The following is a 23,793-nucleotide window of genomic DNA, read 5'->3' on the forward strand; positions in this document are numbered from 1 at the left end:
CCCCTTTCAAATATCTACAAGTAATCCTATTAAAGGGACTCAAGTCCACAGAGGAAGAGGCTCTGCCTCTAAGCTCCAAAACCGTTCGTTGAAACGAAACGGCAAAAGAAAGCCTACGGCAGGGGGCTTATTGTATAAAACGTGTTTTTCAGTCTCAAAAGACACCTCGAATAAAATAAATGTCAACCCACTTTTCAGCCGTCAAAAAGGAGCTTTTTTCTATGATCTGGCACCTTATCGCCATGAAGAGGGACTTTATCGCTCTGATCCGGAACTTTGTTGCTCTGAAGTCGGACTTCATATAGCACGAAGTCAACCTTCAGAGCGATGAAGCGTTACTTCACGGCTATTTTCTGCGCACCTCACGGCAACAAGCCTTTAAAATTTCCTTGGGATATTTGGAACGCCGTCCGCCTTCGTCCGCAAATATTCGATTCTCCGGGAGTTAAGGTTTATCACTTTGCTGTTGTTTCCGGTTTTCAGCAATCAAATTGTATGCTTTTCGATATGGGCTCGGCACCTCATTTTCTCTGTTGTCATCCGAATGGGCTAAAATCGTGAAAAGAGTCAATCCAAAACCGATCAAGATTTCGGACGAAATAGAAAAATAGCCGAAACAGGGGGTTATTGTCTATTTTGTTATTTTCAGGAGGCTTAAAACTTAAGAAATAGTGAACCTGTAAATGATGATTTATAAGTTCATTTTACCGATGACCGTATCCGGCTAAGCGATTGGGGAGTGATCTGCAGAAAAGAGGCGATATGTTTGAGGGGCACCCGCTGAAAAAGGTCCGGACGTGTCCGGAGGAGGTTTTCGTATTGCTCGCGGGCATCGCTCCAACTGTCGTTTATAAAATAGTTTTCATATTCCCGAAGATAATAATCGAGCAATTTACGCATCCAGTTGGCCAGTTCGAGCGTCTGCTCGCAAAGCTCCTCCAGCCGCCGCGCCGGAATACGCAACAGGACGGTGTCTTCCACCATCTCCAGATTGTAGGCGGCAATTTCACGGTAAGACATATTCACGATTTCACCGGACGAAGCAAACCACAAAGTTACGTCGCGCATATCCCGTTCCACGAACGAGCGCGTCAGCCCGTCCTTCACAAACCAGACATACGGGTCGCGGTCTCCTTCGTAAACCGAAAAACCGCCTTTCGGGATAAAGACTTCCTCCATCTCGTCCGTCAGTTTCCGTATCGCCTCATCCGACAGCGGATAGATCAAACGTTGTTGCGCGATAAAATGATCCAGATCTTTCATACCATACTATTATATCCGGTACAAAGATATTCAAATTTCTGTCCCGTCGATATAACGGCCCAACATCTCCCGCAGGCGGCCGACGGCTTTCTGAAGTTGTACATCGACGGTATTGACGCTTATACCCAAATCTGCCGCCACCTGTGCATACGGTTGCTTTTCTTCACGTACGCGGATAAAGATCTCCCGGCAACGCTCCGGCAGGCGGTCAAGCGCCCTGACATAATGGGCGAAAAGTTCCTCGCTGACTAATATATCTTCCGGTGATTCACCCGTATCGGCAGTGCCGGCACAAGCTTCCGCCGCCTGGTCTTTCCGGCGCTGTTCTTTTTCGAGATAATTCAAAGAGGCATTTTTTACGGTGACAAAGAAATAATCTTCCAGGTCGGCAATCCGGTGCAAAGAATCCCGGCGTTCCCATATTTTCAGAAAGACATCCAGGACGACTTCCTGCGCCCACTCTTCCGTATGCAGATAGTAGTAGGCGATGCGGAAGAAACGGTCGAAACACAGGTCGTAAAAATCGCGCAGAGCCGCTTGGGAACTCTCTTCTTCGATCTGTCTCAAATATCTTCTTACCGCCTGCTCCGTCATCTTCTTATCTTCTATAACCGGGGCAAAAATAGTCAAATTTTCATATTATGTCCACCATCCGAAAAAAATACAGCGTAAAAGTGTAGGGTATTTTCCGGCTGAACCATCTTAGTTATACAAACAAGAGTATTAACTTATTAAACAATATGGAGTATGAAAGCGATGCATAAACAATTATGGGGATATTTGCTTATTACACTGTTGCTGGCGGGATTCACACCTTTACAGGCACAGACCGATTCGGCAGACGAAAGTGATTACATCACGGTCAGCGGCGTAGTGAAAGACAAGAAAAGCAAAAAGAGCCTGGAATATGTGAACATCTCGATTCCGGGTACGACAACCGGTACCGTTACGAATGCCGACGGTGAATTTTCCTTCAAGGTCAAGGACTCGATACAGGCCAAGGAAGTGGAGATATCTTACCTCGGATACTACAATGCGAAAATTCCTCTGAACGGAGAAAATATAGAAAAAGAGACTGTATGGCTGACACCTTACACGAATATGCTCGAAGAGGTAATCATCCATGCCCGCGACCCGCGCTACCTGGTGGAAGAGGCCATCAAAAAGATTCCGGCCAACTATAATCCCAAACACAGCCTCCTGACCGGATTCTACAGGGAAACGGCCCAGAAGGGACGCCGGTATATCAACATCTCGGAAGCGGTGATCGACATCTATAAGACACCCTACAACGAGACGGCAGACCGCGACCGCGTACAGATTTTCAAAGGCCGCAAGCTGCTCAGCCAGAAGGCGAGCGACACGTTGGCAGTCAAGCTGCTGGGCGGACCGAATATGTCTATCTATGTGGATGTGGTGAAAAACCCGGATGTCATACTCGAGCTGGAAAGCCTGCCTTACTACAAGTTCCGTATGGAAGAATCGACGACGATCAACGACCGTCCGCAGTATGTAATCAATTTCGAACCGCAGGCCATCCTGCCGTATGCGCTCTATTACGGTAAACTATATATAGATAAGGAACGGCTATCCTTTACCCGTGCCGAGTTCTTCCTCGACATGAACGACCGCAACAAGGCGACACAGGCAATCCTCCGGAAGAAACCGTTCGGACTGCGTTTCAAGCCGGTCGAAGTGTCGTTCCTCGTCAACTATCAGGATCGCGACGGTGTGACCTATCTGAGCTACATCCGCAACGGCGTCCGCTTCAAATGTGACTGGAAACGCAAATTGTTCTCCACCAACTACACCATTCTTTCGGAAATGGTCGTGACAGACGGGAAAGAAAGTACGACGAACGCGATCCCATACAAAATGGCATTCAAGCAGAACCAGTCCTTATCGGACAAGGTCGCCGACTTTGCCGACGCGAATTTCTGGGGTTCCTATAACATCATCGAACCGACAGAATCGTTGGAACATGCAGTCGACAGACTGAAGAAACAACATAAATAATATGCCGATTAATCAATGTGCCGATTTGCCAATGAATAGATTAATGTATAAATTAGCATTCTCTTAAATTGGCACATTGGCAAATTATCACATTGGCACATTATTATATTGAAACATTATTCCTATGCTGAACGACCTGCTTATACTGACAAAGATCAAAGATGGAGACGTCAAAGCTTTTGAACAAGTTTTCCGTCAATACTATATGCCTCTTTGTCTGTATGCTGCGAGCATCACAGGAAGAATGGATATAGCAGAAGAGATTGTACAGGAATTATTTTTAGTGTTCTGGAGAGAAAGAGAGAGGTTGCAACTGTTCCATACGATTAAAAGTTATCTGTATGGAGCCGTTCGCAACCAATCCCTTCAGTATTGGGAACATCAGGACGTACGCAACCGCTACCGGGATGCCGTCCTCTCCCGCCCGGAAAAAGACGATATGCCGGACGACCCGCAGGAACAGATAGAATACAAGGAACTGGAAGCCCTGATAGAGCGTACGCTCCGGAAGCTGCCCGAACGCCGCCTCCGCATATTCCGGATGCATCGCTTCGAAGGAAAGAAATATGCAGAGATCGCTTCCACTCTCTCCCTATCGGTTAAAACAGTGGAGGCCGAAATGACAAAAGCACTTCGCACATTACGCAATGAATTAGAGATTTATTTGAAATATGATTGAAACAGAAAGAAATAAGAAAAAAACAGACCAGGCATGGAATGCACTCTATCAACGCCTGGATGAAGAAGGCTTGCTTTCGGGCCGGCCGGCTTCGCCATTCAGAAGCATTCTATGGAAAGGGGGCATGGCTGCCGCCGTCGCCCTGCTTTGCCTGCTCGTATCCGTCGTTTATCTGAACAGAACGGAACGGGAGGCCGACCGGAACCTGCTCACCCGCCAGAACAGCGAGACAACGACTACGTTGGTGACGACACTCGAAGACGGCTCCGTCGTTTATCTGGCGGAAAACACCTCGTTGCAATATCCCCAACATTTCTCTTCCGACCGGCGGGAAGTGAGCTTACAGGGAAATGCCTTGTTCGACGTGGCGGGCAACCGCGCACGCCCCTTCGTAATCGAAACGGAAGATACCCGCATCGAGGTCTTAGGCACGGCTTTCAATGTGAAAAGCAGCGGCAGTTCTCCTTTCGAACTGTCCGTACAGCGGGGAGAAGTGAAAGTGACACTGAAGAAAAGCGGCCAGGATATACACGTGAAAGCAGGAGAAACCGTAACCCTTCTTTCCCGGAAACTGCAACTGAGCGCGACACCCGACCCCGGACAGTTTGCCCGCTACACCGAACGGATCCGGTTCAAAGACGAGATGCTCGGTAATATCCTCCGGGTTATCAATTCACAAAATCCGGGTATCCGGTTGGAGACAACGCCTGAGTTGCAAAACCGGACGCTTACCGTTACGTTCTCCAACGACACGCCCGAAGATATGGCTGAACTGATCTGCTTGGCGCTCAATCTGAAAAAGACGGAAAAGAATAATACGATAACACTGTCCGAATAAAACCGGATAATTGTTATACCTTTATATCATGACACATACGACCACTACATACCGCCTGCTCCTGCTGTTCTGGATGCTTTTGCTTCCGGCAGGTTTCCTGCGAAGCCAGGACGGCGATGATGTGCTGGGCCGTATGATCCATTTATCCAAAGAAAAAAACACGGTTTACCGGCTGCTCGACAAAGTATCCGATCAAACCGGCCTGCTCTTTATCTACGACAGTAAACTGATCGATAACGAGAAAACGGTACGCATTCCGGACGGCGACTATACCATACGACAGGCCATCTACCGGATCACGGGGGACGAGCAATTGAACCTGCGTGTCATCGGCAACCATATCCTGATTTCACCACCGCAGAACAAAATACCGGTAGCCGCACCGGACACTATTCCCGGGGAAGAAACAAACGTTCATTTTGTCGTGAAAGGCATCCTGCTCGACAGGCAGACGAACGATCCGATCGAGGCCGGTACAGTCGGTGTACTGAATACTTCCATCGGCAGCATCACCAACGCCAACGGAGAGTTCCGGCTCACACTCCCCGACTCGCTCCGGACATCCACGCTCTATTTCTCCCACCTGGGCTACGAACCGCGTGAGGTAGCGGCATCCCTTCTTACGGAACAAAACAGCACGATCGCCCTCGAAGCCAAGGTGATCCCGATACAGGAAGTCGTCGTACGCATCGTCAACCCGCTCCGCCTGCTTCGGGATATGCAGGAAAACATCCGGAAGAACTACCCGCAGTCGCCGGCCTACCTGACCACGTTCTACCGGGAAGGAATCGAGCGTAAAAGTCAATTCGTAGGTCTTACGGAAGCAGTCTTCAAAGTGTACAAGTCCGGATACAAGCAAAACCCGTCACCGGACCAGATCAAGCTTCTCAAGATGCGCCGCATCATCAGCCAACGGGAAAAAGATACGCTCATCGCCCGGATGAAATCGGGCATCGGGGCCAGCCTGCATCTTGACTTGATAAAAGAGATGCCTGACTTCCTGTTGGCGAATGAAAACATAGAAGAATATACGTATGCCTCGACCGACATCACGGTGATCGACAACCGGCTGGCCAACGTGGTCTATTTCGAGCAGAAAGAAAACGTCCGTTCGCCCCTGTACCGGGGAGAGCTGTATATCGATTCCGAAAACAATGCCTTACTCCGCGCCCGTTTCGAGATCAATCCGAAATATATCAAACAAACAGTCGGGATGCTGGTGGAGAAGAAAAGCCGCAACTTGAAAATCACTCCGCAAAGGGTGACCTACACCGTTACCTATAAGCCGTATAACGGCCAGTACTATATCAACCATGTCCGGGGCGACCTGTATTTTAAGATAAAGAGAAGAAAGCAACTGTTCGGGACATTCCCGCTCCACACCTGGTTCGAGATGGTAACCTGCAAGGTTGATACCGACCAGGTAAGCCGCTTCACCCGCAACGAAGCGCTACCGACACGAACGGTGTTTGCCGAAACCGAATTTACGTACGATGAAAAATTTTGGGGGAACTTCAATGTCATCCCACCGGAAGAACGGCTGAACGATGCGATCGGAAAAATATCGTCAAAGATAGAAGAGACGGAAGAGTAACCCTCTAAAAACATAAAGAGGACCTTTTCTCAAAGGTCCTCTTTAAGGTTTTAATAGGTATTAGTCTTTAAGGCAAAAAGATTGTTTAGGTTATCTGCATGCAAAGATGAGGCATTTTAAATTACTGAACAAATAAAAAAAGATATTATAAAACACATTTTTAAGATTATCGAAACTTATTTGCAGCTTCTTCTATTTTTTAACAATATGGTCTTGCTGCCGGAAAACCGGTTCAGAGCGTTCAAAACCACCTCATATCTTTGATTCTGAATCAAATTAACGCATATATTTTTTATTTTGCAACAAAAAGGCTTGTTTTTCGAAAAAATTTCTTTGACATACAGTTTTAATGACATACAAACGGAACATATATATTTTAAGATTTCAATACACTAAGTACAGCTCTCCAACAGGATTTTTTGAGTAAATTTGCAGCCTGCGCCGAGGTGACATTAGGGGCTGACATAAATTCTAAAACAGTTTTATCGTATGTATACCGTTATCAAACGAATGGAGATTTCGGCAGCACATAGTCTGTCGCTTTCCTATCCGAGCAAATGTGAGAATCTGCATGGTCACAACTGGATTATCACTGTATATTGCCGTTCCGAAGAATTGAACCCGAACGGCATGGTGGTCGACTTCAGCCATATCAAACGCATCGTAAAAGACCAGCTGGACCACCGGAACCTCAACGAGGTACTCCCTTTCAACCCGACAGCGAGAATATCGCCAGGTGGATATGCGACCAGCTCCCCACCTGTTATAAAGTAGAAGTTCAGGAATCAGAAGGAAACACGGCTATCTATGAGAAAGATTAACGAGATATTCTACAGCCTCCAGGGTGAAGGCTTCCATACGGGGACACCTGCCGTATTCATCCGTTTCTCCGGATGTAACCTGAAATGCAGTTTCTGTGATACCCGCCATGAAGACGGGACGCTGATGTCTGACGAAGAAATCCTGCAAGCCGTCTCGGCCTATCCTTCCAACGTTGTCATACTGACAGGCGGCGAGCCTTCCTTATGGATCGACCAGGCCTTTATCGACCTGTTGCACCAGGCGGGGAAATATATATGTATCGAAACAAACGGTACGAATCCGCTACCCGAAGGCATCGACTGGGTGACCTGCTCCCCGAAAGGCGCACCGTTGCGGCTGACGTATATCGACGAAATAAAAGTGGTCTATACGGGACAAGACCTGACAGCCTATGCCAACCTGGAAGCCTCCTGGCATTTCCTTCAACCCTGTTCCTGCCAAAACACAAAAGAGGTGGTAGAGTACATCCTCCACCACCCCCTTTGGCGTCTCAGCTTGCAAACACACAAACTGATTGATATCAACTGATATACTTCACTTCCATCCCGCGGACCGCGTCATCCACCCGGCCATCGGTATAAGCCAGTTGTCCGTTGACGAATGTCTTCCAAACGGCATGATGGAAGGTATAGCCTTCAAAAGGAGACCAGCCGCATTTGTATAAGATATTGTCTTTGGCAACCGTCCAGGTTTCTTTCGGGTCGACCAGGACAAGGTCGGCATAGTAGCCGGGGCGGATATATCCTCGACGATCGACGTGGAACAGTTCGGCAGGCATATGCGCCATCTTTTCCACCACCTTCTCGTAGGTGAAACGTCCTTCCATCGCCAATTCCAGCATCACGATCAGCGAGTGTTGGATAAGCGGTCCGCCGGAAGCGGCTTTCAGGCAACTCCCCTCCTTCTCCGAAAGCAGATGGGGAGCATGGTCGGTCGCCACAATATCGATCGTGTTATTATTGACGGCTTCGCGCAATGCGGTACGGTCTGCCAGTGTTTTGATAGACGGATTCCATTTGATACGGTTACCGAACAATTCATAATCGCCGTCATGGAACCAAAGGTGATGCACACAGACTTCCCCTGTAATCTTCTTTTCGCTCAGCGGAAGCTTATTGCTTAACAAAGTAAGCTCTTTTGCCGTCGAGAGATGCAGGATATGCAGGCGGGAATTCAATCGGGTCGCCAGCTCCACCGCTTCGGACGAAGAGGCATAGCAGGCTTCTTCGCTGCGGATTTTACTGTGGAAAGATATATCCAGATCCTCCCCGTACAGGCCGGTATAATGGGCTATGTTCCGTTTGATCACCTCCTCCTTTTCGGCATGGATGGCGATCAACATACCGGCTTCACCGAAGATACGTTCGAGGCTTTCCTTCTTATCGACCAGCATATTGCCGGTTGAAGAGCCCAGGAAAAGCTTCAGCCCAGGAACACGGCTCCGGTCCAGCTTGCGGATCTCGTCCATATTATCGTTGGTCCCGCCAAAGAAGAAAGAATAGTTGGCTGCCGAAGCCTCCGCTCCCCGCCGGAATTTCCATTCCAAGTCGGCAAGGGTGGTTGTCTGCGGCTTCGTGTTCGGCATATCCATGAAGGTAGTCACTCCACCGGCTACGGCGGCACGGCTTTCGCTGGCGATATCGCCTTTATGTGTCAGTCCGGGATCACGGAAATGCACCTGGTCGTCGATGGCACCCGGAAGCAGAAGCTTACCCGTCGCATCGATCACCTGACCATCTTCGGCTGAAGCCGGAACAGTTCCTCGTAAACAGCGGCAATCTTATCATCCTCGATCAGCACCGAACCGGTAAAGGTGCGGCCTTCATTGATGATAGTGGCGTTTTTTATCAGTGTCTTATTCATATCTTTTTTATTTTAGTCACGACAAAGGTACGGAAATCTTCTATTCTAACCTCAATATGCCCAAGGAAGACGGGATATGGAAATCCGGTTCGGTCGCTTCGGGCACAATCCAGGAAGACCAGATTACCTGGTCATCCTTATTTCCGAAATAATCCGCCCGGTAAACGCCCATGCGAATCTCGCCTTCCGGAGAAACCAGCCCTAAATCTTTTAATGATTTCAATGAAAGGGAACCTTCCACACGGTAAGAATCCTTACCGATATAAGTAGCCACTTTCAAATCTTTAAAGTTCGAACTGCCATCAAACTTCCGGTAGTGATGCGCTTCATAGTCCATCACCTTGCCTGCGGGTCGATTTCTGCACAATAGTAGGTTTTCATTTCCGGATCTTTGCTAAAGAAAAATTCAACGCGGTCGCTGCTTCCGACGGAAGCCTCCGTCTTTTCGTTATTATATACCAAAGTCGTATCGGATACTTCATACAGGAAATACAGGTTCTTTTTATCATGGCAGACATAAAAAGCCGTGCTGTCTTTCACCGCTCCGTCCCAGGGAGCGATAAGCCCGCGTACGGCAGATGGGATATTCCAGTCGTCGCTCTTTCCATCGACTTTTATGCCTTTGACAAACGGAGCACGGATAAACGGATGAACGGAAATGCTCTTTCCCAGCGGATGACTGGAAGGGAATACGATTTTCACATCCCGGCCGTTGATGTTAAGTGATAAGCTAATTTGTTTATGCGTCGGATCGGCAGCCTCAATCTGCCAGTCGCCACGATCCCGGCGGAACATATAAATGCCCGGTGTCAGGATATCCACTTGCAGGTCATGCCGCAAGTCCAGCTTTTGCGGTTCATACGCCGTCACATAGAAACAACCGCCGAGGCCGACAGCCTGAACCGACCGGTCGTTGCGGATCACCTCTATATCCTGTGTGGAGAAAGCCGCCGTCTTTTCAGCAGAAGAGGCAGGAAGGATCAGATATTGGTAGCCGGCATTATCCGCCCTTCCATGCTCGATATGCAAACCGACGATCTCACCCTCCACGGTAGCAGGTGCATACGAGCCCATAAAATCGCACCAACGACCGGAGCGCTTTTCCGAAACAGCCACACAGGTGGCCGGCTGCAACACGATATAGCCTGTATTGTCATGGAAGAACCGCTGCTTTTCCTGGGAAGAGGTGTAAGTCCCGTTTACCGGAACCCAGCCTTTATGCTCATAACGAAGCAAATCGCCATGCTTGACACGTTGGTCAATGGAGGTTGTAACAGCCAATGTACTGTCCGAGTGGATACCGGCACCGAGACAAAGAACATAATCATCGGTAAAGATCCACGACTTGCGGGCTTGCAATCCGTCACGGTCCAGGACCATGGCCGTCATCCCCGTATGCCCGTCCGTCACGCCTCCGACAAAAGCCGTCTTATTCCGCACATGCTCCCCATAACGGAAAAAGGCGGGAACGGGAGCATCGCTCTCATAGGAGGTGATACCCGGTATCTTGCGCCAATCCCAGAACGGGAAAATATTCAGATACTCATCACCCCGGCAATAGGTATAGAGCGCACCGTCCGCCATATAGAAACCTTTCAGGTTATCTTCATTAATAAGTTCCGTCCCGATCACCCGCCAGGAGGCCATCTTGACGGAAGCCATCCAGGCCGGGGAGCGATGGATGGTCTGGTCCGAATCCCAGAAATGCTTATGTCCGGTGAAGCGGCTCCCCTCCTTTTCGGGAGCATAGTTGTCTTGAAGGAAATCGTTCATCCGGCTGATATCTTCCGCTCCACTTCCCCGCATCAGGCATTTGTCGCAAACGCCAGGCTGAATGCCTTATGAATCTGTCCGCTATGGAAAAGTTGGCGGTCAAGCGCATTGATATCCATGTAGCCTCGCCAGACAATCCAGCGATAGCCGTTCAGCAGGAAAGAATTCAGGATATCCTGCTGTTCCTTGTTCAAGGCAAAAACCGTTCCGGCAAACAGACCGGAGAAGGAACTCATCTCGGTCAGGAAGGCCAAGCCGTAATTGCCGAACTGCTGCTGTGGCCCGTGCTGATGGAAACTCCAGTCACTTCTGATCCCTTCCTGCGTCCCGATCGTAATCTCGGAAACAATCGTATCGCGGGCAGCCTTCACCAATTCAAAATCGTCCTGCAGCAGACCGCGTATCAGTACGTTTCCGGCCAACCACACTTTGTTTTGCCCCGTCATTCCGAACTTGGCATTCTCCATCACTTCGATAGCTGCCGCCTTTTCCTTCGCATCCAATTCGTTTTTCATCAAGAGGAAAGCCGGACCCAATGTTTTGGGAATCCCGATTTCGTTGTACCACCAGTTCTTGCAAACCGGCTTCTCACGAAACCAATAACCGAAGGCCTGATGAATGACTGCTTGGAGTTTAGGCCCCCAATGGCAATCGCCATCTTCCGCCTTGTAGAGTTTGGCAAGTTCCAATACCCTGTCGGCATGTGCCTTGACTGACCAGCCCGACCGCTTCTGATCGTTATAATCGATATCCGGCCAGGAACCGTCCTCCCGGATCGTTTCCATATAGGCTGTTATCTTTTCTATGTTAAATGGATAACGCTGGTGGAGCTCGACTACTACCTGGTCCGCGATCTCTGTTTCCGGTTGGATGCCGGACAGGAGCTCAACCAAAGAGGCCGTCCCGTCATCGTTCGAGACCAAAGACTGGATATAGTTTTGTTGAAGCCGCTCCAACTCCTGTTGCGGTGTTTGTGCGAACAAAGGGATCGCTACAAGAGAGAACAAAAAGACGGAAACTTTATTTCGTACATTCATGGTATATAATTATAGAATATAGTATAACATAGCTGCTACGGCCGCCCCGGCAATCGGTCCCAACACCGGAATCCAGGCATACCCCCATTGGCTGCCGCCTTTCCCTTTTATCGGCAGAAGGGCATGCATGCAACGGGGAGCCAAATCGCGGGCCGGATTAATCGCATAACCTGTCGGGCCACCCAGCGACAACCCGATCACCCAGACCGTAAACGCCACCGGCAACGCCCCTACGGACCCCAAACCGATCGGCAACGTACTGTTGCTATCCTTCAACGCTAATTCGCCGCCCGTGATATAGAACACGACAAACATCAGGGCAAAAGTCCCGACCGCTTCCGTCAGGAAATTAATCGCCGGATGGCGAATGGCCGGACTGGTACAGAACACGCCCAATATGGCATCCGGATCGTCCGTCGCCTCAAAATGGTCTTTATAAACAAGCCAGACTAAAAGCGCACCTAAAGCCGCCCCCAACATCTGGGCAATCACATACTGGCAAACGTCGCACCAGGGAAACGTCCCACCGATAGCCAACCCGATGGAAACCGCCGGATTGAGATGCGCCCCGCTATACGGCCCGGCCACCACTACTCCGATAAACACACCCAAAGCCCAGGCTGTCGTTATCGCCATCCAGCCGGCGCCATGCCCTTTGGTCTTACCGAGGCATACATTCGCTACAACGCCTCCTCCCATCAGGATCAGAAGCATGGTTCCTAATAATTCTGCTATAAATGGAGTCACAGTTATTTGAATTATGAATTATGTTGCCCAGTTTAAGGATCTTCCCACCGCCTTATGCCATTCGGAAAGCAAGGCTTCGGCCGTCTCTTCATGCATTTCGGCACTGAAGATATTGTCCAACGACCATTGATCTTTCAACTCGTCGACATCTTTCCAGTAATCGATAGCAAGCCCCGCCAGATAAGCGGCACCCAAAGCTGTCGTCTCCAACACCCGCGGACGCACCACCGGGCAACGGCAAATATCCGCCTGGAACTGCATCAGGAAATTATTGGCAATCGCACCGCCGTCCACGCGTATCTCTTTCGGCTTGGCATGTATATCGTTTTCCATGGCCATCAGGACATCGTAGACCTGGTAGCAAATACCTTCGAGAGCGGCACGGGTCAGATGGGCGACACTCGTCCCACGCGTAATGCCAATGATCGCACCGCGGGCATACTGATCCCAATAAGGAGCCCCCAAGCCGGTCAATGCCGGGACAAAATAAACCCCTCCGTTATCTGGTACGGAATTGGCCAATTGCTCTGTTATGGCAGCACTCTGTATCACACCCAACTCATCACGCAACCATTGTACGACAGCTCCACCGACAAAGACACTGCCTTCCAGGGCATACGTCACCTTGCCGTCCAGCTTCCAGGCAATCGTCGTCAATAGGTTGTTCTGCGACAGAACCGGGCGGCTTCCCGTATTCAGAATCATGAAACAGCCCGTCCCGTAAGTTGTCTTGATCATGCCGATATCCGTACAAAGCTGTCCGAACAAGGCGGCCTGCTGGTCACCCGCCATACCGGACACCGGAATACCGGTCTTGAAAATAGGCGTAGAAGTCTCGCAATAGACTTCGCTGCTGCTTTTCACTTCGGGCATCATCGAGGCCGGAATATGGAAAAGCTCGAGCAGTTCATTGTCCCACTCCTGCGTATGAATATTGAACAGCATTGTGCGGGAAGCATTCGTGATGTCCGTAATAAATTCCGTCCCGCGCGTCAGCTTCCAGACCAGCCAGGAATCGACCGTTCCGAAACAGAGCTCTCCACGTTCAGCCCGCTCGCGGACACCTTTCACATGATCCAGAATCCAGCGTATCTTGGTTGCGGAAAAATAGGCATCGATCACCAAGCCTGTCTTTTGCTGGATCATCGAGGCATACCCCTGTGCCTTCAACTGCTCGCAATAATCGGCCGTACGCCGGTCTTGCCAGACGATGGCGTTATAGACCGGGAAACCGGTTTCGCGATCCCATATGATCGTCGTTTCACGTTGATTGGCAATACCGATACAAGCGATATGGGTATCCGTCACATCCGCTTTTGCCATCGCTTCCTTGATGGCGGACGACTGCGTGTACCAGATCTCGTTCGGATCATGCTCCACCCAGCCGGGTTTAGGGAAATACTGCTGAAACGTTTTCTGCGCCAGTGTGATGATAGCCCCCTGGTGGTTGAAAAGGATCGCCCTTGAAGAGGTTGTTCCCTGGTCGATAGCCAGCACATATTTATTTCTGAAATTCATATCATCCGTTTCTTTTGATTATCAATTCAATATATTATAATGGGAAGCCACCCGGTTGAAGTCGTCCAACTGGGCTGCCTGCCAAACTTCATCTTTTCCCCGTTCTTTTGCCAGGATAGCCACAACGGCAGGGGCCATCTTCATCGCGGCACGCGCATCCATAAAGAGGATACGCAGGCGACGGGCCAGCACATCTTCCAGCGTCCGCACCATTTCATTGCGGACAATCCAGACCACTTCCCCTCTGGTAAAGGCATATGCGGGATGGAGCTTCTCCCCCATTTCCGGCGAAGAGGCGACCAACGTCCGGATTTCATCGGCATCCGTTCCGTAGACATACAGAGGATCGGAGAAATCGGGGTTCGGACGCGAGCCGTGCACAGGGTAACGTTCCGTCACACAGTCCTTTGTCGGCACATGCATATAACGGATCGCATAATCCAACGTGTCTTGTGCCATCTTTCTGTAGGTAGTCCATTTCCCTCCGATAATGGTGATTAAACCGGATTTCTCCCGGATAAGTTTATGGCTCCGGGAAATCTCTTTCGTTTTCTTACCTTCGTTGCGGGGAGCGGCAAGGGGACGGAGTCCGGCAAACACCGACAAGACATCACTCCGCTGTGGAGCTCGTGTCAAGTATTTTCCGGCGGTATCGAGTATAAACTGTATTTCCTGTTCGAGCGCAACCGGCTCTGTTTCGGCATGGTCCATCAGCGTATCGGTCGTTCCGACCACCACCTTATTATGCCAGGGGACAGCAAAGAGCACGCGTCCGTCGGATGTCTTGGGGATCATCACCGCACAATCGCTATCCAGGAAAGAAGCGTCGAGTATCAGGTGTACTCCCTGGCTGGGGCGGACGGTCGGACGCTTGCCCGGTTTATCCATTTGCAGGATCTCATCGGCAAACACACCTGTCGCATTGATAACGGAACGGGCCTGTACGGAATAAACCGTTCCGGTTTCCTCATCGCGCACCTGCACACCCGATATCTTCCCTTCTTCTTTCAGCAAGGAAAACACGTTCATATAATTCAAAACACAGGCTCCGGCGTCGACAGCCGTACGAACCAGATTGATCGCTAACCGCGAATCATCGAACTGCCCGTCATGATAGAGCACCCCGGCTGTCATCCCCTTACGGCGAAGCATCGGTATCGTACGGATAGCCCGCTTAGGCCCGATGCAGACAGAGCGTCCTAAGCTCAGGCCACGCGCCATCAAATCATAAAGTACCAGTCCGATTGTATAAAAAGGCCCTTCCCACCAACGGTAGCAAGGGATCAGGAAGAGCTGGTCTTTCACCAGGTGGGGGGCATTCCGGCGGAGCAAACCCCGCTCGCGCAACGCTTCACGAACCAAAGCGACATCGCCTTGTGCCAGATAACGGACACCTCCATGCACCAGTTTCGTACTCCGGCTGGAAGTTCCCTTCGTGAAGTCCGAGCGTTCAAACAAAGCGACACTGTATCCGCGGGTGGCAGCATCCAGTGCCACACCCAGACCGGTAGCACCGCCGCCAATCACGACAAAATCAAAGATCTTGTCCTTGTCATTTAATTGAGAAATAATAGTCTCACGTTTCATATCCCGCGTCATTAGAAGTTAACACTCACAAATCTAACAAATATTTTCCAGAAACGGACAGGATAAGAAACTAAATTAACACAGTAAGGGATTATAAAAAATGGCTCCTGTCTGAAAAAAAACGGCTCCTGTCCGATATTTTTTCAGATAGGAGCCGTTTTTTCTCAGACAAGTATAAAAATTTACTCGAACATCTTATCTATGCCCCCGACATCCGTTGGCGTTTGTTTGCGCTCTTCTTCGGTGGTCATCTTGCAGGGGTTCTGATATTGTTCGGGGATTTCAAAGTCTTCTTCCTGCGAGTAGCCCAATGTCTTGTCGGCATAGACTTTCTGCATATAAAGTCCGTAAATCGGCAACGCCATGCTGGCGCCCTGGCCTTCGGACATACGGTCGAAGTGGATGGAACGGTCCTCACCGCCTACCCAGACTCCGGACACAAGGCTCGGTGTGAAACCCATAAACCAGCCGTCGGAGTTATTCTGCGTCGTACCGGTCTTTCCTCCCATCGGCGCCTTGATGCCATAACGGAAGCGGACACGGCTACCGGTACCGCCGTCTATTACGTTTTTCAGCATATGGAGCATCTTATAGGAAGCATCTTCCGTCAACACTTCGCTCATCTGCGGGTTGAAGTTCGCAATCGTATTTCCATAGGAATCTTCTATACGGGTGATATACAGCGGTTCGACGCGGATACCTTTATTGGCAAATGTCGTATAAGCGCTCACCATCTCGCCGACCGACACATCCGGCGTACCCAGACAGATCGAGATCACAGGGTCCATCTCGTTCTTCAAGCCGAACGAATGCAACAAGCGGACAAACGTATAAGGAGACAACTGCCCCATTAACCAGGCCGTCACCCAGTTGTCGGAGTTCTGCAACCCCCACTGTACGGAAACCATCTCGCCGACACGTTTCTTATTCGCATTACGCGGTTCCCAAAGCCGTCCGTTCTCGTCCGTCAGACGTTGCTGTACGTGCAGCATCTCGTCGCAGGGGCTGATCCCTTCGATCATCGCCAACGAATAGAGGAAAGGTTTGATAGTCGAACCGATCTGGCGGCGTCCGCCGTTGACCATATCATACTGGAAATCGTTATAATCGATTCCCCCGACATAGGCTTTCACATAGCCGGTACGCGGGTCCATCGACATAAACCCGGTACGCAGGAAACTTTTATAATAGCGGATCGAATCCAACGGCGACATAACCGTATCGATCTCGCCACCCCAACTGAACACACGCATTTCGGCAGGTTCATTGAAAGCGGCCTTTATCTCTTTCTCGCTCGCTCCCGCACTTTTCATCGACCGGTAACGGTCGGTCTGGTGCATGGCGCGCATAAAAATCGTATCGACCTCGCCCTGACGCAAATCGCGGGAGAACGGAGCGTAATTCTTTCCTTTTTTCTCTTTGAAGAAAGCATCTTGCAAATAGCCTCCGATATGTTCACGGACAGCCTCCTCGGCATACTGCTGCATGCGTGAATCGATAGTCGTATATATCTTCAGACCGTCGGTGTACAGGTTATAGAACTCTCCGTCCGGTCTCTTGTTTTTGTTACACCAGCCATATGCAGGATTCGTTTCCCAGGCAAGCGAATCTTCTCTGAACTGCTGCATCTGCCAGCCCCGGTAGTTCTTGCGCTCGGGCTTTTTTGCCGTCAATGTCAGGCGCAGGTATTCGCGGAAATAGGGAGCCAGGCCATCTTTATGGTCCATACGGCTGAAATGAAGTGTCAACGGCAAGGCTTTCAACGAATCGCACTCGGCCTGCGAGAGATAGCCGGCTTTCAACATCTGGTCCAACACCGTGTTCCGGCGTCCGCGCGTCCGCTCGCTGTGGCGCTTCGGATTAAAATAGGACGGGTTCTTACACATCCCGACAAGCGTTGCCGCCTCTTCCGTCTTTAAATCTTTGGGAGTCTTGCCGAAATAGACACGGGCGGCCGACTGGATACCGACGGCATTATAGAGGAAGTCGAACTTATTCAGATACATATTGATAATCTCTTCCTTCGTATAGAAACGTTCCAGCTGGACAGCGATCACCCACTCGATCGGCTTCTGGAACAAGCGTTCCATCACGTTGTCGGCACTCGGCGAGAACAACTGTTTCGCCAACTGCTGTGTGATAGTACTACCGCCACCGCCGCTCTTCTGCATCAGAAGACCACGTTTGACAACTGCACGAAACAATCCCTGCGCGTCGATACCGCTGTGTTCGGCAAAGCGAACATCTTCGGTGGCAATCAATGCCTTCACCAGATCAGGCGATAGATCGTTATAGTTGACGAAAATACGGTTATCCTGACTGTGGGCATAAGTGCTGAGTGTCTTTCCATCGGCAGAGATTACCTGTGAAGCATATTTATCAATCGGATTCTCAAGCTGTTCGACCGGAGGCATATAGCCTATCGAACCATTGGCGATTGCCGAGAACAGCAAAACTACGACACCTACTGCTGCAGCAAACAGCACCCAAAATGAAATTATGATACCTTTTGTTACCTTTGAAGCCATTTCTTGTTAATTGAAAAATTGAGAATTGAATAACAATATCCGACTCTCAATAAATTGCATTGAGCCACAAAGGTAATAATTTATAGAACACAAACGGATAATTTTCAATTCCCAATTAACAAACCTTTCAAAGTGCCCTTTTCGAGTGTATATTAAACCAAATATTTAGCCAACAAATAACCGCCTCCAAGCAACCAGATATACAACACCGTAGCCAGGATGAAAGGTTTCGCGCCGGCCTTTTTAAACTTCTCGATACTGGTTTCCGCGCCTAACGCCGTCATAGCCATCGTTAACATAAATGTATCCACATTATTAATCCCGTCTACAACCGCATGGGGAAGCAAATCAAAAGAGTTAAAGCCGATCACGGCCAGGAACCCGAATGCAAACCAGGGAATCGTAATCTTGCCACGTTTCGCAACGTCAGCTCCTTTCACTCCATTGGAAACAGCTTTCACAGCGGTACGTGCCAAAGCCAAACTCATGATCACCAATACGGGAGCTAACATCATGACACGGATCATCTTCACGATAATGGCTGTATCCGAAATCTCTTTTCCCATCGCATTGCCGGCACCTACCACATGCGCCACCTCATGCAGGGTCGACCCGGTATAAAGTCCCATCTGTTCAGGCGTCAGGTCCAGAATACCGGAACGGTACATCGCCGGATAGATAAACATGGACAAAGTCCCGAAGATAACGACAGTCGAAACGGCAACAGCAGTTTTATGCGGTTCGCTTTTTACCACCGGTTCAGCTCCCAATACGGCTGCCGCACCGCAAATGGCACTCCCCGTAGAGGTCAGCAAAGCCAAATCCCGGTCCATCTTCATCAGCCGTCCGACAAACAGACCGATAAAAATCGTAGCCGTCACGATTATCGTATCGATCAGGATAGCAGGAAGCCCGATTGCGACCACACTCTGGAATGTCAACCGGAAACCATACAACACGATACCGGCACGCAACACCTGTTTCGTACAGAACAGGATTCCCGGCACCCATGTCTCCGGCAAATGGTTACGCAAGCTGTTCGCATATATCATACCCAATATGATACCGACAATCAGCGGACTGAAAGAGAGATTCTTGACAAAGGGAAATTCTGCTATATAGAATGCAGAACAAGAGAAGAGAGCTATCAACAGAATACCATGAAGTACGTTACTCCTTTTTTCGCTAAACATAATCAATTAAGTTTAAAATCCATTACTTTTATAACCGGCGGCAAAAGTAAGGCTTTTTCCCGGTATCCTTTCCTAATATGTTTTTATAGGGTATAACGCAAGGTTATCACCAACATTGACAGGCATAGCGGATAAAGCTTTCTTCCACTCCCCCGTTCTGTCCTTGCGGCTCGGCAAAGGCAAACATCCGCTCGGCCCGGAAACCGTCCACTTCGATCACCTTCAGCCGTCCGGACATCAGTTCACGGGTCACGGCACGAATAGAAACAATTCCCAACGCGTCAGAGTTCTCCAGAAACAACTTAATACTTTCCGTACTTCCCATCTGTAACAATACGTTCAACTGCGACAACTTAACTTGGTGCTCTGCCAGAGCCGCCTCCACCACATCGAGCGTACCCGAACCGTTCTCGCGCAAAACAAGCGGCAAGGTGCAAAGCTGCTCAATCGTAATCTCGTCGTAAACAGCCAACGAACTGCCGGTATGTGCTACGACGACCAGCTCGTCTTTCATAAAAGGCGTATAATGAAGCGTACTCTGATGTGCCGTCCCTTCCACCAGCCCGAGTGTGATCCTTCCTTCCCGCAAGGCTTGTTCAATGTCACGGCTGTTCCCGTTCTGCAAAGAAATTTTAATCTCCGGAAATTTCTGGATAAAAGAGGAAAGGACAGGCGGGAGCACATACTGCGAGATAGTCGTACTGGCCCCTAACCGTAGCTCACCGCTAAAATTATCCGTCAGCAGATTCATCTCGAAATCCATCTGCCGGTAAGCAGAAAGCAACAGCTTCGTATGCGACAGCAACAGTTCGCCGGCATGAGTGAGTGCGATACGGCTGCCCACCCGGTCGAACAATGGCGTTTTATATTGCACCTCCAATTCGTGGATATGTTTACTGATAGCCGGTTGACTGATAAACAGCTCTTTTGAAGCCTTCGTAAAGCTTAGATTCGTGGCTACGCTATGAAATACTTTCAGACGGAAATCCATAGATGGTATAATTTTCAGGCAAAGATACGGTTTAGGCGGGGGATATACAAGGAATAAAAAAAGCCGCAGTTTTTTTAACCTGCGGCTATTATCCATTATTCCAACAAGATCACCTTTGCTGTCGCATTATCCATATCCGGCATAGTCCTACCAACAGGGGCCCCTATAAATGTAGGATCACAAATAACATAACGTGTGCCATTTATCGCAACGTAATCACCGGTCACATTTTCCGAAAAATGAACGGCTGTTGCCAGATGTCCCGGATAATAAATCAACACGACCTTTAATCCCAACAAATCCCGCACCAACCGGGAAAAGAGGATGGACCGGTCTTCACAGTCACAATAAGGATAAAAAAGAGTTTCATCCGCAAAAAACGCTCTATCATACCCCCAGACCTTATCATCATACTCATAAACAAAAGCAGTCTGGACAAAATTCAACAACCGATTGACGGCATCAATCTGGGACTTGCCTGTCACAACACTCTTCAAGGCCGGATACAAAGAGCTTTTAGCCTCCTGGCTTAACGGAGTGTTGGCATACATAGCCCACCTCGTACCGAAATCTTCATTTATCATTGACGTAGGATAGGTATCGAAAAAACGGATCAGATTCCGGTTTGTATGTACTGTCGCCTTCACTTCCGGAAAACGTTTAGATTGTAAATCCCGTTCGGGGGATGTGTTTGTGGCTAATTTCTGTTCTGTATTCACCTGTAAAGAAAGAGGCCTTTCTTTCGGATATGAAGCCTGGCAAATATATAACTGTTTCAGGTCGCAATCCAACGGATAAAATTTTTCATCATCCACTATCCAAAAACTTTTCTTATATATAATATGTTCACTGGCATACAATAAATAGAGCTTGTTATCCGCATTAGCCAACCTCATCTTATATCCGGACTGGCAATAAAGAAAAGCTGTAAATAAGGTAGCCTCATTATCACATCCCCTAAAAAAAGCTCTTGACAGATCACGCAGCATCAACAAATAGGCCCAATCGCACAATCTATTTTGGTTCCTTATCGAGAGACAATCATTAATAACATTATTATAACGCTCGCCAGACAAAATCGTCCATGTTTTAGCAATATCGTTTTTGCTGCAACTTCGAAGGCTAAAACGATGTTTCTCCTCCAGACGCACTTTCAGATCTGTTCCAAAGAAATTAAATGAAAAGTAAACATCAACCGGCTTTGGAGTATCTTCTATCGGTGCAATCGGTTCAGGCTGCGGAACAGGCTTAACAATCGGAATAATCTCTTCAAAAGGTTTGGGATTATCCTTAATCGGCTTATTTTTATCTTCCTCCGGATAAATAACAGGAGGAACCGGTTTGTCATCCTTAGGCATGGGAACACCTTTGATTGCATCAAACTCTTTCCACGCTTTTTTCATAAAAGCCGCATACTCTTCATTTATCTTATTCCGGAAGTCTTCAAACTCCTTTTCTTTCGCTTTTTTAAATGAAGAATATTCACTTTCAGTTTTTTTCTTGAATTCCTCAAAATTGCTTTGTGCCTTAACCTCACAAGAGATCAAGGCACAAATAGACAATATGTACACTGTTTTTTGCATAACTCATTAATTAGCACCAAACACCCATGAAACGCTAAGTCCCAATTTGTTTTGGACTGTTTTGAAACTTCCCTGATCTGCATAAAACTTATGGTCAGTCAGCCCTTTGGAATATGAAGCATTTACCTGCACCGGGCCAACACGCATCCCCAATCCGACCTCTGCTGAAAGATTAAAACGGTTAGGCCAAGCCTCTTGTCCGTAATAATCAGTTACAGGCTCCGTATTGTCTCCATCTTCCGACGAACTGAACGCTGCATGGATACCATAATCCAAACCAATACCACCATGTACGGACAATGCGACTTTTTCAGCAAAAGGGATACGATAATAAGCATGGACAGGCATATAAGCGCAGTGTTCCACAAACTTATCCAAGTAACCGTTATCCTTCATCTCGTCGTCCCATGACATATAGCACTCGTAAAACAATCCGGTGTACAGCCCCAACCCCCAACTGAAGCAAGGCTGAAAATGCAACCCTACCTGAGACCATGCAGCCTTTTATTTTCACGCCCCCATACATCTTCTTTCACTCTTGATCCTTCACCCGAAGTAACCCATTGTTTCGTTACATATCCCATAGAAAATCCCATCGGAGCAGAGTCATACTCGCGTTGCCAAGGCCAGACAATAGAGTTTTTAGGTTTTATCAAGAATTCATACTTGGATTGACTATTGGCCTTTACCCGTGCTGTTTTTTCTTTATAGTTCCCGGCATATGACATCCTGAATTTATATCGTCCATACGGTAAATTCAAATGATAAGAAGGTTTCGCTTCTTTTAATTCATCAGGATCAACTGTATATGAACCATCCAAGTTAGAAACATCTAATCGGGCATTTACACGTCCACCTTGATAGGATGCATATAATTCAACAGACTTTTTCTTAACGGGGCGTAACATTACTTTTGATGTATTATCACCTACTGTGAGGGCCAGCGTATCACGTTTATCGGCACTAACGACAGCGACAATACTATGTAGACCGTAAGGTAATTCCAGATCCATCGGAGTACGACCTTTCAGTGCATTTTCACCATCTACGTATATATCCGCTCCACTCGGATCACTTTCCAAATGGACGACTTTACGCTCCCGGAAATCATAACTGTCGAATCTGATATTACCATCCGCCACCTCAATCGTCTCCTTTTTCAGCATCTTTCCATCTTTAGTAAAGACCAAAGAATGTTTACCATAAGATACACCGGAGGGCTGCACCGGAGTCCGGCCGATCTCCCGATCATCCATCAAAACAGTCACTCCTGTAGGATTTGAAGAAATAAAAATTGTGGCAGTCTTATTGTTTTTCAGCACAACATCATACACGCCTTTCGGCTTCAGGCTCAAGCTATACAAACGATTACTCTTAGCAATCGTACCATGATCAAGCTGCGCCTCCATTATAGCGGCATCTGTAGGCGTTACAAAAATCCATATTTCTTTTTCATCATAATTCAAACGATTCCGGGTTTCTTTAATCGGGGCACTATTTCCAAAATTAAACTTGACATTTGCAGCATCGTCTATCGGCATATTCTCAAATGTCACACGTACCCACGCACAATCTTTATCGCCATTTACATCCTTAGGCCACTCTCCATCAAAGAAACGTGTTCCTATATTTTCCAATCCCCCCAGAGATCTCGACTCTTTAAAAGAATGCAATTGAAGTTGATCTTCTTGTTTTTCCTGGCTATAACCGGGAAGTACCACTATTGCAAATAAAAAGAACAATACTATTTTTTTCATAATC

General features: G+C 48.5%; 18 protein-coding genes and 3 pseudogenes. 7 read left to right on the plus strand and 14 right to left on the minus strand.

Features of this window, described 5'->3' with window-relative positions; genetic code table 11:
- On the plus strand, positions 1-331 hold a 331-nt coding region (locus DW083_RS22800), incomplete at its 5' end, for a hypothetical protein (RefSeq protein ID WP_233552164.1).
- Between the two features lie 368 nt (positions 332-699).
- Here DW083_RS22800 and DW083_RS11185 read toward each other — a convergent pair.
- Both DW083_RS11185 and DW083_RS11190 read right to left on the minus strand, forming a co-directional pair.
- Positions 700-1,263 (minus strand): Crp/Fnr family transcriptional regulator, encoded by a 564-nt coding sequence (locus tag DW083_RS11185; protein ID WP_122332413.1) that lies wholly within the window; start codon positions 1,261-1,263, stop codon positions 700-702.
- Between the two features lie 30 nt (positions 1,264-1,293).
- Positions 1,294-1,857 (minus strand): RNA polymerase sigma-70 factor, encoded by a 564-nt coding sequence (locus tag DW083_RS11190; protein WP_122332456.1) that lies wholly within the window; start codon positions 1,855-1,857, stop codon positions 1,294-1,296.
- A 153-nt stretch (positions 1,858-2,010) separates the two neighbouring features.
- Here DW083_RS11190 and DW083_RS11195 point away from each other — a divergent pair, with 153 nt between their 5' ends.
- The 6 genes and pseudogenes from DW083_RS11195 (at position 2,011) to DW083_RS11220 (ending at position 7,740) form a co-directional block, all read left to right on the plus strand.
- Entirely contained in the window at positions 2,011-3,279 is a 1,269-nt protein-coding gene (locus tag DW083_RS11195) for a carboxypeptidase-like regulatory domain-containing protein (protein WP_115499115.1), read from the plus strand.
- A 124-nt stretch (positions 3,280-3,403) separates the two neighbouring features.
- The gene (locus DW083_RS11200; protein ID WP_167451650.1) at positions 3,404-3,958 is read left to right on the plus strand and encodes an RNA polymerase sigma-70 factor; all 555 of its coding nucleotides are present in this window, start codon (positions 3,404-3,406) and stop codon (positions 3,956-3,958) included.
- Positions 3,951-4,796, plus strand: coding sequence for a FecR family protein (locus DW083_RS11205; protein WP_122332414.1), 846 nt, complete (start codon positions 3,951-3,953; stop codon positions 4,794-4,796). The genes DW083_RS11200 and DW083_RS11205 overlap by 8 nt, the downstream gene beginning before the upstream one ends.
- 28 nt (positions 4,797-4,824) lie before the next feature.
- The gene (locus DW083_RS11210) at positions 4,825-6,390 is read left to right on the plus strand and encodes an STN and carboxypeptidase regulatory-like domain-containing protein (RefSeq protein ID WP_122332415.1); all 1,566 of its coding nucleotides are present in this window, start codon (positions 4,825-4,827) and stop codon (positions 6,388-6,390) included.
- A 489-nt stretch (positions 6,391-6,879) separates the two neighbouring features.
- Positions 6,880-7,211: pseudogene (queD, locus tag DW083_RS11215) on the plus strand (6-carboxytetrahydropterin synthase QueD).
- Positions 7,198-7,740, plus strand: a complete 543-nt coding sequence (locus tag DW083_RS11220) for a radical SAM protein (RefSeq protein WP_122332416.1) — start codon at positions 7,198-7,200, stop codon at positions 7,738-7,740. Before queD ends, DW083_RS11220 begins: the two are co-directional and overlap by 14 nt.
- Here the strand turns inward: DW083_RS11220 and DW083_RS11225 are convergent.
- The 12 genes and pseudogenes from DW083_RS11225 to DW083_RS11275 form a co-directional block, all read right to left on the minus strand.
- Positions 7,733-9,075 (minus strand): annotated as a pseudogene (locus DW083_RS11225) (dihydroorotase). The gene DW083_RS11220 and the pseudogene DW083_RS11225 sit on opposite strands and share 8 nt — an antisense overlap.
- A gap of 40 nt (positions 9,076-9,115) precedes the next feature.
- Positions 9,116-9,415: a hypothetical protein gene (locus DW083_RS23610; protein WP_370039030.1), complete on the minus strand. Its 300-nt coding sequence runs from the start codon at positions 9,413-9,415 to the stop codon at positions 9,116-9,118.
- Positions 9,416-9,855: 440 nt separating this feature from the next.
- Positions 9,856-11,885, minus strand: a pseudogene (locus tag DW083_RS11230) (polysaccharide lyase 8 family protein); the annotation flags it as partial.
- A 9-nt stretch (positions 11,886-11,894) separates the two neighbouring features.
- Positions 11,895-12,632, minus strand: a complete 738-nt coding sequence (locus tag DW083_RS11235) for an MIP/aquaporin family protein (RefSeq protein ID WP_115499122.1) — start codon at positions 12,630-12,632, stop codon at positions 11,895-11,897.
- Positions 12,633-12,650: 18 nt separating this feature from the next.
- Entirely contained in the window at positions 12,651-14,150 is a 1,500-nt protein-coding gene (glpK, locus tag DW083_RS11240; protein ID WP_115499123.1) for a glycerol kinase GlpK, read from the minus strand.
- A gap of 21 nt (positions 14,151-14,171) precedes the next feature.
- Positions 14,172-15,737 carry a glycerol-3-phosphate dehydrogenase/oxidase gene (locus tag DW083_RS11245; protein ID WP_122332457.1) on the minus strand — a complete coding sequence of 522 codons (1,566 nt, stop codon included), beginning with the start codon at positions 15,735-15,737 and terminating at the stop codon, positions 14,172-14,174.
- Positions 15,738-15,919: 182 nt separating this feature from the next.
- Positions 15,920-18,265: a transglycosylase domain-containing protein gene (locus DW083_RS11250; RefSeq protein WP_122332417.1), complete on the minus strand. Its 2,346-nt coding sequence runs from the start codon at positions 18,263-18,265 to the stop codon at positions 15,920-15,922.
- Positions 18,266-18,417: 152 nt separating this feature from the next.
- Positions 18,418-19,458, minus strand: coding sequence for a YeiH family protein (locus tag DW083_RS11255; RefSeq protein ID WP_122332418.1), 1,041 nt, complete (start codon positions 19,456-19,458; stop codon positions 18,418-18,420).
- A 106-nt stretch (positions 19,459-19,564) separates the two neighbouring features.
- Positions 19,565-20,449 (minus strand): LysR family transcriptional regulator, encoded by an 885-nt coding sequence (locus DW083_RS11260; RefSeq protein WP_115499126.1) that lies wholly within the window; start codon positions 20,447-20,449, stop codon positions 19,565-19,567.
- 95 nt (positions 20,450-20,544) lie between these two features.
- The gene (locus DW083_RS11265) at positions 20,545-22,032 is read right to left on the minus strand and encodes a hypothetical protein (protein WP_147382130.1); all 1,488 of its coding nucleotides are present in this window, start codon (positions 22,030-22,032) and stop codon (positions 20,545-20,547) included.
- Positions 22,033-22,038: 6 nt separating this feature from the next.
- Entirely contained in the window at positions 22,039-22,446 is a 408-nt protein-coding gene (locus DW083_RS11270) for a hypothetical protein (protein ID WP_147382131.1), read from the minus strand.
- A gap of 68 nt (positions 22,447-22,514) precedes the next feature.
- The gene (locus tag DW083_RS11275; RefSeq protein WP_122332421.1) at positions 22,515-23,789 is read right to left on the minus strand and encodes a PEGA domain-containing protein; all 1,275 of its coding nucleotides are present in this window, start codon (positions 23,787-23,789) and stop codon (positions 22,515-22,517) included.
- Between the last annotated feature and the right edge of the window lie 4 nt (positions 23,790-23,793).

This window comes from Parabacteroides sp. AF48-14 (assembly GCF_003477465.1).
Lineage (GTDB): Bacteria > Bacteroidota > Bacteroidia > Bacteroidales > Tannerellaceae > Parabacteroides > Parabacteroides acidifaciens.